General features: G+C 69.8%; 8 protein-coding genes and 3 pseudogenes. 6 read left to right on the forward strand and 5 right to left on the reverse strand.

Annotation, left to right across the window (positions count from 1 at the left end; genetic code table 11):
• Window positions 1-1138: 1138 nt before the first annotated feature.
• Entirely contained in the window at window positions 1139-2842 is a 1704-nt protein-coding gene (locus tag VGC13_RS25245) for a hypothetical protein (protein WP_331128090.1), read from the forward strand.
• 215 nt (window positions 2843-3057) lie between these two features.
• Here the strand turns inward: VGC13_RS25245 and VGC13_RS33530 are convergent.
• Window positions 3058-3581: pseudogene (locus VGC13_RS33530) on the reverse strand (excinuclease ABC subunit A); the annotation flags it as partial.
• A 247-nt stretch (window positions 3582-3828) separates the two neighbouring features.
• Between VGC13_RS33530 and VGC13_RS25255 the strand changes: the two are divergent.
• On the forward strand, window positions 3829-4590 hold the full coding sequence (locus VGC13_RS25255; RefSeq protein WP_331128092.1) for a class I SAM-dependent methyltransferase: 762 nt from the start codon (window positions 3829-3831) through the stop codon (window positions 4588-4590).
• Here VGC13_RS25255 and VGC13_RS33535 read toward each other — a convergent pair.
• Window positions 4583-4888, reverse strand: a pseudogene (locus VGC13_RS33535) (excinuclease ABC subunit A); the annotation flags it as partial. The gene VGC13_RS25255 and the pseudogene VGC13_RS33535 sit on opposite strands and share 8 nt — an antisense overlap.
• A gap of 217 nt (window positions 4889-5105) precedes the next feature.
• Window positions 5106-5684: a hypothetical protein gene (locus tag VGC13_RS25260; protein WP_331128093.1), complete on the reverse strand. Its 579-nt coding sequence runs from the start codon at window positions 5682-5684 to the stop codon at window positions 5106-5108.
• 552 nt (window positions 5685-6236) lie between these two features.
• On the opposite strand from VGC13_RS25260, the gene VGC13_RS25265 reads away from it, so the two are divergent.
• The gene (locus VGC13_RS25265; RefSeq protein WP_331128094.1) at window positions 6237-6731 is read left to right on the forward strand and encodes a MarR family winged helix-turn-helix transcriptional regulator; all 495 of its coding nucleotides are present in this window, start codon (window positions 6237-6239) and stop codon (window positions 6729-6731) included.
• Between the two features lie 44 nt (window positions 6732-6775).
• Window positions 6776-7807, forward strand: a complete 1032-nt coding sequence (locus VGC13_RS25270; RefSeq protein WP_331128095.1) for a DoxX family protein — start codon at window positions 6776-6778, stop codon at window positions 7805-7807.
• A gap of 80 nt (window positions 7808-7887) precedes the next feature.
• Here the strand turns inward: VGC13_RS25270 and VGC13_RS33540 are convergent.
• Window positions 7888-8129 (reverse strand): annotated as a pseudogene (locus VGC13_RS33540) (hypothetical protein); the annotation flags it as partial.
• A gap of 503 nt (window positions 8130-8632) precedes the next feature.
• On the opposite strand from VGC13_RS33540, the gene VGC13_RS25275 reads away from it, so the two are divergent.
• Window positions 8633-9445, forward strand: coding sequence for a CHAT domain-containing protein (locus VGC13_RS25275; RefSeq protein WP_331128096.1), 813 nt, complete (start codon window positions 8633-8635; stop codon window positions 9443-9445).
• Between the two features lie 377 nt (window positions 9446-9822).
• A complete protein-coding gene (locus VGC13_RS25280) occupies window positions 9823-10887 on the forward strand; it encodes a PA0069 family radical SAM protein (protein WP_414683017.1) in 1065 nt (354 codons plus the stop codon).
• Window positions 10888-11269: 382 nt separating this feature from the next.
• Here the strand turns inward: VGC13_RS25280 and VGC13_RS25285 are convergent, their stop codons facing one another.
• Entirely contained in the window at window positions 11270-12844 is a 1575-nt protein-coding gene (locus VGC13_RS25285) for a hypothetical protein (protein WP_331128098.1), read from the reverse strand.
• Window positions 12845-12878: the final 34 nt, after the last annotated feature.

Below are 12878 nucleotides of genomic sequence, written 5' to 3' on the forward strand. Positions count from 1 at the left end.
GGGCTCCCGCATCCGGCGCGCGCGGGCCACGGCGTCGTGGCCGCGATCCGGGCCAGAGTGGCTGTCCACGTGCGGCCGGTACGGTCGGAGGATGAGGAAGGCAGGCGGGAGGGCCGTCCGAAGAAGATGCGCGCGGCGGGGTCCCGTGGCAATCCGCGGCGCCGTCTGCGTCCGCCGGGCGTGCGGGGCCGAACATCGGTGAGCGAAGCCTGATGGCCTGGCGCCGCTGCGTCTTGGCGTACAGCGAGCGCGGGCGACGACTTGCCCGATCCCGACAACCACGGGTCGGTCCGTTGGGACCGGTGGAAGCGGATACGCCCTCAGAGGGTGTTGCAAACCTCTCGGCGTGATTGACTTCCTGAGGGAGGCGCCGCCCCGTAACTCGCCTGTACACTGCACCCTGGCGCCGACCGACGGACCCCTCCAGCAGAACGACGGGGCTGGTCCCGTGCCCTGATTTGGCCCCTGCGCCACCGGGACGAGGTCCTTCGGTCGCGCGCAACCTGTAGTGTGACTTCTGGTTACACGTTTATGCGCTCCCTCAGGAAGTCACCGCTTCGTTATGGATTTGAGGGTTAGCAACACCCTCTGAGGCTGAGAGGGTGTTGCCAAACCTCTCGGCGTGATTGACTTCCTGAGGGAGGCGCCGCCCCGTGACCCGCTTGTACACTGCACTTTCGCGCCGACCGAAGGACCTCGCCAGCAGAACGACGGGGCTGGTGCCGTGTCCTGATCTGGCCCCTGCGCCACCGGGACGAGGTCCTTCGGTCGCGCGCAACCTGTAATGTGACTTCTGGCTACACGTTATGCGCTCCCTCAGGAAGTCACCGCTTCGTTATGGATTTGAGGTTTGGCAACACTCTCTCAGGGACGGAACGGCACCGAGTCAGGAGCGCGGTTGTGAGCAGGCGTCGTGCGGACCAGCCGCCGGCTCGCAGTCCCTGCGAGAGGGTGCGCCGACCGGACGATCCGCTGAAAGCGGCTCAGGGTCGATGCGCGAGCACGGCAGCCTGCTGGGCAGCTCGCGGCGGGAGAAATCATTGGAGCGCGTCCATCCAACGGTCTGTCGGCGGCCACAGCAGTTTACGGAAGATTGCCGTCCCGCAGTGCGCGCCCTCCCCACGACAGGACGACCCCCATGCCGACCCCCGACGCGATTCGCTGGTTCAAGACGCAGTTCCACACGCAGATCGAAGCCGCCATCTCAGGCACGCCCTTCACGGTGGACCTGCTGACCGCGATCGCCTGCCAGGAAACCGGGCACATCTGGAACACGCTGCGAAGCAAGATGAGCACGGCGGAGGTGCTCGAGCTCTGCGTGGGCGACACGCTGGACGCCGACAAGGGGCGCAAGGCGTTCCCGCAGACCAAGGCCGACCTGGTCGCGAAGCCGCGGGGGGAGCAGATGTTCGAGATCGCGCACCAGGCGCTGGTCGACATGGCCGAGTTCATCCCCGGCTTCGCCGCGGTGGCCAAGAAGCCGAACAAGTTCTGCCACGGATACGGGATCTTTCAGTACGACCTGCAGTTCTTCCTGGTGGACCCGGATTTCTTCCTGGAGAAGCGCTGGGCGAGCTTCGACGCCTCGCTGGGCAAGGCGATGGATGAGCTGAAGTCGAAGCGGCAGAAGATCGGACTCGGGGCAAAGTCGACGCTCACCGACCTGGAGATGGTGGCCGTCGCCATCGCCTACAACACCGGCGGCTTCAAGCCCGCCAAGGGGTTGAAGCAGGGGCATTTCGACGGGAGCCGCTTCTACGGCGAGGCCGTATTCGATTTTCTCAGGCTGTCCAGGACGGTCTCGCTGGAGGGCGCGACCCCGGCGGTCGCTCTCGCGGCGGTCGGGGGGACCAGCCCGCTCCCGGCACCGACCCCGGTGGCCGCCACGGGCGCCATCTTCGAGGTGGACGTGCGCAATACGCCGCTCAACGTCCGCAGCGAGCCCAGGATCCCGAAGACGAAGCCCGAGTCGAACGTCGTGGCGAAGCTCCCCGACGGCCACCTCGTCCGTGCGGTGGACAAAAAGCTGGAGAACGGCTTCCGGCGGATCGAGACGAGCCTGAGCGGCGCACACGTCGCGGGCTTCGCCTTCGCCGAGTTCCTCAAGCCCGCCCCGGGCGCCGACACGGTGCCCGTCGAGACGCCCTCGGCGACCCCGCCCGCGGCGGGAATCGTCGCGGTCCACGCGCCGCGCAAGCCGGGGCTGGTGACCAGGCGGACCGCCATTGCCACCGCGCACTCGCTCAACGAGCCCGGCCAGCCCGGCCGCAAGGGCCAGACCGCCGCGGAGCTCCGCGCCGAGCTGGCCGCCATCATCGACTGGCTTGCCGTGGACGAGCACAAGCGCTACCTGCCGCGCGACGGCCTTACCTTCTGCAACATCTACACGCACGACTACTGCTTCCTTGCCGGGGTCTTTCTCCCGCGCGTCTGGTGGACGCCGGGATCCATCGAGAAGCTCGCGCAGGGAAAGCAGGTGGAGCCGCGGCTCGGCAGCACCATCGAGGAGATGCGTGCCAACAACATCTTCCGCTGGCTTCGCGATTTCGGGATGCGCTTCGGCTGGCGGCAGACGGGAACGCTGACCAAGCTGCAGACCGAGGTGAACCAGGGCGCGCTCGGCCTGGTCATCGCCCGGCGCGTGATCGACGGGAAATCCGGCCACATGGTGATGGTGGTGCCCGAGACGGCGGAGCACTCGGCCCGCCGCAACGCGGCGGGCGAGGTGATCGCGCCCCTCCAGAGCCAGGCCGGCGCCACCAACTTCCGCTACGGCACCGGCACGCTCAACTGGTGGAAGCACCCGCGCTTCGCGGAGTTCGCCTTCTGGCTGCACGGGTGATAGGACGCCCGCGGGATCGAACAACCCGCGGGTGGGGAGCCTTGCAGAGACGGGACGGTTGATCCCGCTGTTCCTTGCCGGAATGTTGCCAACAAACGGGAGGGGCATCGCACTGATGCCCCTCCCTCTCTTTGCGGGGCGGCCAAGGACGCTGCCAGAGCTGTGACGTTGACGTTCCCGCTACTCCGGAGCCCTCCGATGACCGGCATGCCGTGCTGGTTCTGCCCGCCCCACGCCTGCGGCCACGGCGCGCTCGCGGATGGTCAGCCAGTCGTCCGGCACCATCGAGCGCTCGGTGACCTCGTCGATACGGCTTGAGCCGTGGCACGGGGGGACAGGCGCCCTCGGGGTGTCGGGGGGAGAACGCCTCGGCGTAGATGATGGGCTGGCCGGGCGGATCGTCGCCCGCGCGCGAGTACGGCCATCCGCCGCAGGTTGCCGAGCGTGGTCACGCTCCCGGCGGACGAGCGCGTGGTTGGCGTGCCCCGCTGCTGCTGCAGGGCGACGGCGGGCGGGATGCCGTCGATCTCGTCGACGTCGCGGATGCCCATCTGGTGAAAGAGCCGCCGCGTACGGCGCCACCGACTCCAGTCAGCGCCGCTGCGCCTCCGCGTACAGCGCCGAACGCTAGCGACGACTTGCCCGGTCCCGACACGCCGGTGAACGCCACCAGCGCGTCGCGGGCGATGTCGACGTCCGCGTTCTTCAGGTTGTGCTCCCGCGCTCCCCGCACCCGCACGAATTCATGCTGCCGCGGGCAATCCGCCGCGTCCCCTGCCCCGCCGCTCTTCCCTGCCTTGATGCGCCCCGCTCGCCCGTGATGTTTCTGGTGGATGGAGAAGGTGTACACTCGCGGAATCAACATGCCCTGCGTGATCGACTGGCGCGACGTTAATGTTCCCGCGCCGATACCGGTGCGCGAGCGCAGGACGACCGGCATATTCACGGCCCGGTTGGTCGTCCCGAATCGTCCCGCGAAGATGCTCATGACCAGAAGCCACGAAACCGTCACCCAGTCGCAGTTCGGTCCGCGCGCCGCCCTGTACGTCACCAGCGCCCTGCACGCCTCCGGCCCCGACCTCGACGCGCTGGAGGCGATCGCCGCCGAGACGCGTCCGGCGCGCGCGGTCGACCTGGGGTGCGGGGGCGGCCACGTGGCCTATCGCCTCGCGCCGCACGCCGGCGAGGTGGTGGCGTGCGACCTGTCTGCCGACATGCTCGCCGAGGTCGCGAAGACGGCGAGCGAGCGGGGATTCACGAACATCCGCACCCGCGAGGCCGCCGCGGAGCAGCTTCCATTCGACGACGCCTCGTTCGACCTGGTGGCGACCCGCTTCAGCGCGCACCACTGGCGCACCCTGGATCCCGGGATTGCGGAGGCGCACCGCGTGGCGCGGCCGGGCGCGACCGCGATCTTCATCGACTCGGTTTCGCCGGGACGCGCACTCCACGACACCCACCTCCAGGCGGTCGAGCTTCTCCGTGACACTTCACACGTGCGCGACTACACCGTGGCCGAGTGGATCGCCGCCGTGGAGCGCGCCGGCTTCACCGTGCAGCGCGTGCGCCGCCACCGGATCCGGATCGACTTCGGCACGTGGATCGAGCGGATGCGAACGCCCGCACCGCTGGTCGCCGCGATCCACGCCCTGCAGGCCGCCGCGTCGGACGAGGTGCGCGCGTACTTCGCGGTCGAGCCGGACGGCTCCTTCCTCCTCGACGTCATGATGCTCGAAGCAACCGCCTGAACATCGTGCCGGGCGGGAGGCCGTCGATCTCATCGACGCCGGGATGCCCATCTGATGAAAGAGCCGCCGCGCGTACGGCGCCACCGACTCCAGGCAGCGCCGCTGCGCCTCGGCGTACAGCGTGCCGAACGCGAGCGACGACTTGCCCGATCTCGACACACCGGTGAACACCACCAGCGCGTCGCGGAGGATGCCCGGCGTCCACGTTCTTCAGGTTGTGCTCCCGCGCCCCCCGCACCCGCACGAACTCGTGCTGATGCGGATGATCCGCCCCGTCCCCGCTCTTCCCCGCCTTCATCCGCTCCGCCGGTACGTGGACTTTCTGGTGAGACAATGCCGCGTAATCGTGTAAAAGCGCGGCCCGCCTGAATCAACAACGGCCGCTCCCATCGGGTGGCCGTCGTCGCCTGTCGAGCTCGGCCAGGGCGACTGCGCGCAGCCGGGCGTACCCGGCCTCGTGGCACTCCCCGGGGCCGGGAGTGCAGATCCAGCCGATTCCCATCCGGTTGCTCCGCTTACCCCTGGCGGGGGCGCCCCGGCTCCGCCGGAACCTCATCCGGGTCCGGCGGGGACGGATCGGCACGCTCCAGGAGCCGCCCCGTCGCGAGGTCGACGCGGAACGGCACCCATCCGCCGGGCGGGTCCATCTCGGCATCGCCCTCGATCACTCCATCCTCGACGTCTCCGATCGTGATCCCGTCCACGGCGACGTGGGGATTCTCCCACTCCACCTCACCCGACGGACCGATCCGGGTGATCCCCGATCCCGAGAGCAGGAGGAGGTACTCGTCCCCGGCGTGGATCTTCTGAAAGTAGAAGGGGAGCGGGATTGTACGCACGGCGAGGCTCCGCGGGTCGATCAGGTATGCGGCCTCCCCGCAGCCCAGCACGATCCAGCGCCCCCACCACGCCGCCTCCTGATACACGCGGGCCACCACGCCTCCGTACCAGTGGATGCGGAGTCGGGTCCCGTCGTCGGCTTCAGCCAGGAGGTAAAGCTCCGCGGCGCCCATCCCGGACGGAACCGCGCCGACCGCGAGGACGGGTACCCGCTCCCAGCCGCTCGGTGGGGTGGAAAGGAGTGAGAGCCGCATTGGATCCGGTTCCGCCATGCGTGTGGTGGGGAGCGCGAGGGTGACGGCTGGGTACCGGAGCAGCTTCCAGGGTTTCGCGGTTCTCCTGCGCCGCGCCCCCACGGCTGATCACCCGATAAAGAGAGGCGTGCGGCGGCACCGGCCTCCTGACGTCGCTGCGCCTCCGCGTACAGCGTGCCGAACGCGAGCGACGTGCCCGATCCCGACACGGCCGTGAACACCACCAGCGCGTCGCGGGGATGTCGGCGTGCACGTTCTTGGGGTTGTGCTCCCGCACCCCCGCACCCGCACGACCTCCAGCATCCCGCGCGCCCTTGGCCTCGTCCCCTGCCCCGCCGCTCTTCCCTGCTTTCGTCCGTTCCGCCCGTCCGAGGTGTTTCCAGTGCTGGAGCTGATGAAGATGGGAAAACCGGGGATGCATCCGCACCTGCTCCCGCAGCGCGAAGGGATGGCGCAGCAACGTGCACGCCGATCGCGGGGCGCGGGTTGACTTTGTGGAGCACAACCTTTAGCCTACAATAATACTTGTTACTACAACTTTCAATGGGGACGATGGGAAAGATCCTCGAGCAGCGGACCGGGCTCACGCGTGAGCCACACCTCGGTGAGAGTGTCGCGCTCGCGCTCGCCGTCGCGGCCGGAGACGTCGGGAGCTTCATCGGCGCCGTGCTCTCGGATCACGGAGTGAGCTCCCGCCAGTACCCCCTCTTGCGGATGCTGCGAGGTGCCGGAGCCGCGGGGCTGCGGCACCTGGAGATCAGCGAGCGCCTGCTGCTGGGCGCCCCGGACGTGACCCGGCTGACCCGCCGCCTCGAGGAACGCGGCTGGATCACGCGGGAACGGCATGCGGATGACCGGCGCGTGGTCCTGCATCGCCTTACGGATCGCGGACGCGAAAAGCTCGACGAACTCGAAGCACCTCTCCAGTCCGCGTACGCGGCCATCGTCGATGCCCTGGGCGAGGTGGTCGCCCGCAACATCGTCACCGCGTGTGAGCAGGCCATCGCCGGGGCGGCCCGGCTGCCCCGGACGGAAAGCTCCGGATGATGGTGAGGCCCGGGGATCAGGCGGCTCCCGCACGGAGGACAACCATGCAAGCCAGGAAGATGGAGAAGATGATCGTGAAACCCGAAGACAAGGCGGCGCCCGCCGGCCGTGCGCGATTCGCCGGGGCCGTCGGCCCGCTCCTGGGGATTGCGTTCATCTTCCTGGCGGGTGCCAAGCTGAACGAGCCCACCCGGTTCGCGGACAGCTTCCAGGCATGGGGGCTCGATCCCGGGCTGATCCCGTGGACGGGGGCCGTAGAATTCCTGGTCGGGCTGGGCATCTTTTTCCATGGCACGCGGACCGTCGCGGCCTCCGTGCTCGTACCCTGGATGGCGGGCGCAGCGGCGATCCACGTCTGGACGGGTGATTCGGCGCTCGCCGTCCTTCCCCTGACGGTCGCCCTGGTGGCCGCGGGCGTCGCCGTGAGTGGCTTCAGGGCCGGACGGCACCGGGTTCTGTCCATGCCGGCACCGTTGCGGAACCCACCGGCGACCGTGATGGGCGCAGCCGGGTTTCTTGTGCCGCTGGTCGGGGTTTCGTTCCTGCTCCGATGGGCGGTGGGGGGAACGGTGTTCTGGGCGTCGCTTCCCGTTCTGGCCCTGATGCATGCGCACACCGTTGGGGCCTCGAGCAGGCGGGAGCGGGTCGAGATGGTTCTGCTGTACCTGCTCGTCCTGGGAATGGGCACCGCCGGGTTGTGGAGCTTCGTGGGCCACTACTTCATGTCGGACCAGGTGGCCGGGTCGATCGGATGGGCCACGGGAAGCCCGTTCCAGCACGAGCTGGCGTTCTATCACCTCGGCATGGGCGTCGTGGCCCTGCTGTGCATCTGGTTCCGGGACCGATACTGGATCGCCGCCGCCGTAACGCCGGCCCTGTTCGCGATGGGAGCCGGCGTCGTGCACCTGCAGGATTTCATCAGCCGGGGAAACACGGCTCCGGCCAACTGGGGTGCGAGCGTCCTGATCGGGAATCTCGTCATCCCGGTAGGGGTCCTTGGCCTCCTGGCCTGGTATTCACGGCTCGGGGGCTGGAAGCTGGAGACGATGGCGGGAGAGGGCATCGCGCGGCTCTGAATCACCCACGGTCTGCGCCTCCCGCGCCGGCTCCGGGACGGGCGGACGGATGGAGGGGGTCCGCGGCTGCTCAAAGGACGCGTGCCCCGCTGCTGCAGGGCGGCGGGCGGAATGCCGTCGATCTCGTCCACGCCGGAGATGGCCATCGGGTGAAAGAGGCGCCGCGCGTACGTCGCCACCGGCTCCAGCTATCTCCGCTGCGCCTCGGCGTACAGCGTGCCGAACGCGAGCGACGACTTGCGCGATCCCGACACGCCGGTGAACACCCCGGCGCGTCGCGGGATGTCGACGTCCGCGTTCTTGGGTTGTGCTCCCGTGCCCCCGCACCCGCACGACCTCAAGTAACCGCGCTCTCCCCCGCGTCCTCCTGCGTCTTCCCGCGTCTTCCCGCGTCTTCTCGCGTCTTCCGCGTCTTCCCGCGTTCTCCGGCGTCCCCGCCGCCCTTCCCTGCCTTGATCCGTCTCGCCCGCGCGAGGTGATTCTGGCGATGGGCAAATTTCGTCTACGAGTCCGCCCTGCGGCCGTTCGCCAGTTTCGTCGATCTCCTCTCACACGAGCAGCAGACGGCAAGATGCCGCAACTGGTCCGTGCAGCGCATCAGTCGGTCGCGAGTGGCTCCCATTCCAGCCGCTGCCGGGCGCGGGAGAAATCCACGCTGCCCGTCCGACAGATGCTCCGCACGAGCAAACTACGCTCGCGCGCTGCCCATCAACCGGCGCTTCGCCGTGCGAACGGGAGCCCGCTCTCACAAGAGAGGCTGACGCCCCGACGCAAGACTGGCGGGTGATGCCATGGCAGACCAGAGATCAACCGGGAGACTCCTCGATGCCTGACAAGATCAGAGTGCTTTTCCTCGCAGCGGACCCGTTCCGTGACCGCGCAGCGCTGGAGCTGGAAGAGGAGATGCGCGCAATCCGGCGCGCGCTGCTGCGGGGAAAGGCGCACGATTCCCTGGAACTGGAGGCGAACTTCGCCACGCGTCCCCGCGACCTGCAGCTGGCCCTGCTCGAATACCAGCCCCACATCGTCCACTTTTCCGGGCACGGCGGCAAGGACGGCGTCCTCTACCTCAGCGATGCGGCGGGGAACCCGATGGCGGTGGACAGGGTGGCGCTGGGCAAGCTGTTCTCCCTGCTGGACAGCGAGGTGCGCGTGGTCGTCCTGAACGCCTGTCACACGCACTCCATCGTCGAGGTGCTGCGGGACCTGGTGGACTACGCCATCGGGACCAACCACGCCATCAGCGACGAGGGCGCCCTCACCTTCTCGCGGGCCTTCTACACCGCCCTGGCAACCGGCGCGGGCGTGCAGCAGGCATTCGACCTCGCGGTGAACCAGCTGGAACTGGACGGCAGCGACGAAGCGTCCGTGCCGGTGCTGCGCAAGCAGTTCGGCGCCGACCGGCGGCCGCTGCGGGTGCCGCCCGCGCCGGAGGTGGAGCCGGACGCCGGGGTCCTCGCCGAGGTCCGCCAGCGTGCCCGCACCGAGCGCGTAACGGACTCGCGGATGGAAATGGTCGGGCACGACCACAAGGGCGTGGGCGGCCTTCGCGGAGGACCGGTGCACCAGGACCTCACCGCAAAAGACGTCGACCGCAGCACGATCTCGATCATGGGCACGCGGTCAGGCGCCAGCTGAGGCGCGGCGGCTGAGGCAAGGCGGATCGACGGCTTTCGAGGTCCGCTGCTGCCCCGATGCCGCGCCGGAACCGCACAGCCGGTGAGGAAGTGGAGGATGCGGCGGGCTGCCTGCAATGGCGAATGAATTCGCTGCAACAACCACACGAAGTCCGCCTTCGCGGGCTGGCGGCTCTGGAGGAGACGGAGGGTGCGGTGCGCGCCCGGGCATCCGGCAGGCCGGCCTTGCGGACGCAAGCAGGAAAAGTCCCACTCGGCACCTGCCGCCTGGCACCTGGCACTCGGCACTCGGCACTCCGGTGTACTCGCCGTTGCTTTCGGGATTGATTCGGTTTATCTTTCCGGGTGGATGATTCACCCGATCCGGCGGGGCCCTTCATGCAGCAGCTGGTGCAGATCCGCGGACGCGGCGCCGCGCAGAACCCGAAGAACCGCTTCGAGCAGGCGGAGTACGTCCCCGACCTGGAGGCTGTCGACGACGACGAGCCCGGGCCGCGGACGCAGTTTCTGCGGGATCACACGCGGGGCATCATCTCGCGCAACGACAGCCCCGACATCCCGTTCGAGACCAGCGTGAACCCGTACCGGGGGTGCGAGCACGGCTGCATCTACTGCTTTGCCCGCCCTACGCACGAGTACCTGGGATTCAGCGCCGGGCTGGACTTCGAGACGCGCATCCTGGTGAAGCACGAGGCGCCGGAGCTGCTTCGGAAGGAACTGGCGTCGCCAAAGTGGACGGGACAGCCCATCGCCATGTCGGGCGTCACGGACCCGTACCAGCCCGTGGAGCGCCGGCTGGGGATTACGCGCGCCTGCCTGGAGGTGCTGGCGGAGTTCCGCAACCCGGTGGCGATGGTCACCAAGAACCACCTGGTCACGCGCGACATCGACCTGCTGGGCGAGCTGGCCGCGCACCAGGCGGCCGTCGTGAACCTCTCCGTCACCACGCTGAACGAAAAGCTGCAGCGGGTGATGGAGCCGCGCGCCTCTACCCCCGCGCGCCGGCTGGAGGCCGTACGCAGGCTGGCCGAGGCGGGGATCCCCGTCCGCGTGCTGGTGGCGCCGGTGATGCCGGGGCTTACGGACCACGAGATGCCGGCCATCATCGCCGCCGCGGCCGAGGCGGGCGCCACCGCGGCCTCGTACATCCCCCTGCGGCTGCCGCACGGGCTCAAGGGATTGTTCGAGGACTGGCTGCAGACCCACTTTCCCGACCGCAGGGACAAGGTGCTCAACCGCATTCGCGAGATGCGGGGCGGCAAGCTGTACGACAGCGAGTGGGGAACGCGGATGCGCGGGGAGGGGCTGTTCGCGGACCAGTACGAGGCGCTGTTCGGGGCCGCGTGCCGCAAGCACGGGCTGGTGCGTGACTTTCCGCCGCTCTCCTCGGCCGGGTTCCGCCGCCCGCACGATCGCGCGGGGCAGATGGGGCTGTTTGGGTGAACGGGTGAACGGGTGAACGGGTGAACGGGTGAACGGGGGCGGTCCCCGGACTCCGTGCCGCGCGATCACCGCGGGCCAAAGCCCGCGGCTGGAAATGCCATAAGCCCCGTCTCGGCTCGCTGCGCTCGCCGAACGGGGCTTCACCTGCTCGGGCGGGCAGGGGCCGGCGCGCCGGGATGCGCGGGCGCGCACGGCAGGCTCCGTCTCCTCCAGAGCCGCCAGCCCGCGAAGGCGGGCTTCGTGTGGTTGTTGCAGCGAATTCATTCGCCATTGCAGGCCCGGCGGCACCATGGGCGCCGGTGCCGGCCCTCGCGGCCGGCCACGAAAAAGCCCCCGCGCGACACAGGTCGTGCGGGGGCTTCGCTCGCGGCGCATCCAGACGTCAGGCGGCGGCTTCGCCGCGCGAAAAGAAGAACCGGAACGCGGCCAGGTGGGGGCCCGTGTCGCTGTGCAGCAGGGCGTTTTCACGCCCCATGGGCACCTCGCGGATGTGCAGATCGGGAAAGCCGTTGCGGCTGCAGGTGTTGTACAGCGAGGTAAAGCTGTGCACCGAGTGCCGCAGCGTGGGCACGGCCGTCCGCTCGCCCGGCACCTCCACGTGCAGGATGTCGGTGGTGTGCCCGCCGTGGTGGTAGATCCGCTCGATCCCGCGGTGCAGCGCGTGGTAGCTTTTTCCGCACATCTGCCCGCCGGGGCGGATGGCCCGCAGAAAGTGCTGGAGCTGCTTTCCCTCCACCGCCACCCGGCGCAGCGTGGTGAGCTGCGGCGACAGCAGCTTCAGAAAGGGGTCGGGCGTACAGGCCAGCTCGCCGGCGGCCACCCGCGCCAGCAGCGCCTCGCAGTCGGGCGACGCCGGGTCCACGTTCAGCAGCAGCACCCGCGCGCCGCGGGGAAGGCACGCCGCCTCGGTCGACGCGTGCACGCGCAGGTCCAGCCCCGCCCGCCCCGCCATCTTCCGCAGCGCCTGGATCTCGAGGTGCTCCAGCGTGTCTTCGTGGCGCTGCAGCACCGCCGGCCGGGTGAGCAGGTACACCGGCGAAGGGAGCGTGCCCAGCACCCCGGCCGCGCGCTCGCGGAGGCGGGCCACGATCTCCTGCACCCGCGGGAGCACGGCGTACCCGTCGGAGGGAAGCTCGCACAGGAACATCCCCACGTCGGGAAGGTGCACCTGCTCCACGTGCACCCCGCCGTCGGCCGTCAGGTACACGTCGGCCTGCAGGTACAGAGCGGGCTCCACCGGGCCGGCGTGCGCCGACGCCCGCGCCGAGGCCAGCGCCTCGCACAGCGGCGTGCCGTCGCGGAAGAGGGCGCGCGCGTGCGCCGCCCGGGCCTGCGCCGGCTCCAGCAACTCGTTCACGGCGCGCTCCACCCGCAGGCAGACGTGCTCGGGGACGGTGACGGGCGCGTCGGCCAGGGAGGGGTTGCAGAAGAAGAAGAGCCCGCGGCCCACGTCGGCGCTGCGCCGGCCGGAGCCCACCAGCGCCGTCAGCGCGTCCAGCGCCCCCGCGCACTCGGCGTAGCGGAGCTCGCGGTACAGGGCGCGCAGGCGCTCGGCGGCCTCGCGCGCCGCCGGGCTGGCGTCCAGCGCCCCCGCCATGTGCACCTCGGGCACCGCCACGCCCTCGCGCCGGGCGATGCGGAACGGGCGCAGCCCGGCGTCCCCGCCGGTGGTGAACGGCAGAAAGGTGCCGGCGGGCCCCTGGTCCGTCTTGAGCATGGGGCGGTAGAGCCCGGTGCGCTGCAGGTGCTGCCGGATGGCCGGCCGCGGCTGCGGAAAGAACGCCGCCCGCAGGGGGGGCGGCGGGTCGTCCTGCACGCCGCGCAGGGCCGCGCGCAGCCGCCCCGCCGCCTCGGGCGAGGGGTCGCGGGCGTAGCGCGCCGCTTCGTCGGGGTACAGCGTGTCCAGGCCCAGGCCGGCGGCCTTTACCCGGCCTCCGGCACGGTGCAGTCGGTACATGGTGCGCTTTCGGTCTGCCGCGGGCCGGCGGGAA

The organism is Longimicrobium sp. (assembly GCF_036399255.1).
In the GTDB taxonomy this organism is placed as follows: domain Bacteria; phylum Gemmatimonadota; class Gemmatimonadetes; order Longimicrobiales; family Longimicrobiaceae; genus Longimicrobium.

Excerpts from the sequence above, each read along its gene's own strand:
- VGC13_RS25245 (WP_331128090.1), top strand. The coding sequence starts at position 1,139 with ATGCCGACCCCCGACGCGATTCGCTGGTTCAAGACGCAGTTCCACACG.
- VGC13_RS25255 (WP_331128092.1), top strand. The coding sequence starts at position 3,829 with ATGACCAGAAGCCACGAAACCGTCACCCAGTCGCAGTTCGGTCCGCGC.
- VGC13_RS25260 (WP_331128093.1), bottom strand. The coding sequence starts at position 5,684 with ATGCGGCTCTCACTCCTTTCCACCCCACCGAGCGGCTGGGAGCGGGTA.
- VGC13_RS25265 (WP_331128094.1), top strand. The coding sequence starts at position 6,237 with ATGGGAAAGATCCTCGAGCAGCGGACCGGGCTCACGCGTGAGCCACAC.
- VGC13_RS25270 (WP_331128095.1), top strand. The coding sequence starts at position 6,776 with ATGCAAGCCAGGAAGATGGAGAAGATGATCGTGAAACCCGAAGACAAG.
- VGC13_RS25275 (WP_331128096.1), top strand. The coding sequence starts at position 8,633 with ATGCCTGACAAGATCAGAGTGCTTTTCCTCGCAGCGGACCCGTTCCGT.
- VGC13_RS25280 (WP_414683017.1), top strand. The coding sequence starts at position 9,823 with ATGCAGCAGCTGGTGCAGATCCGCGGACGCGGCGCCGCGCAGAACCCG.
- VGC13_RS25285 (WP_331128098.1), bottom strand. The coding sequence starts at position 12,844 with ATGTACCGACTGCACCGTGCCGGAGGCCGGGTAAAGGCCGCCGGCCTG.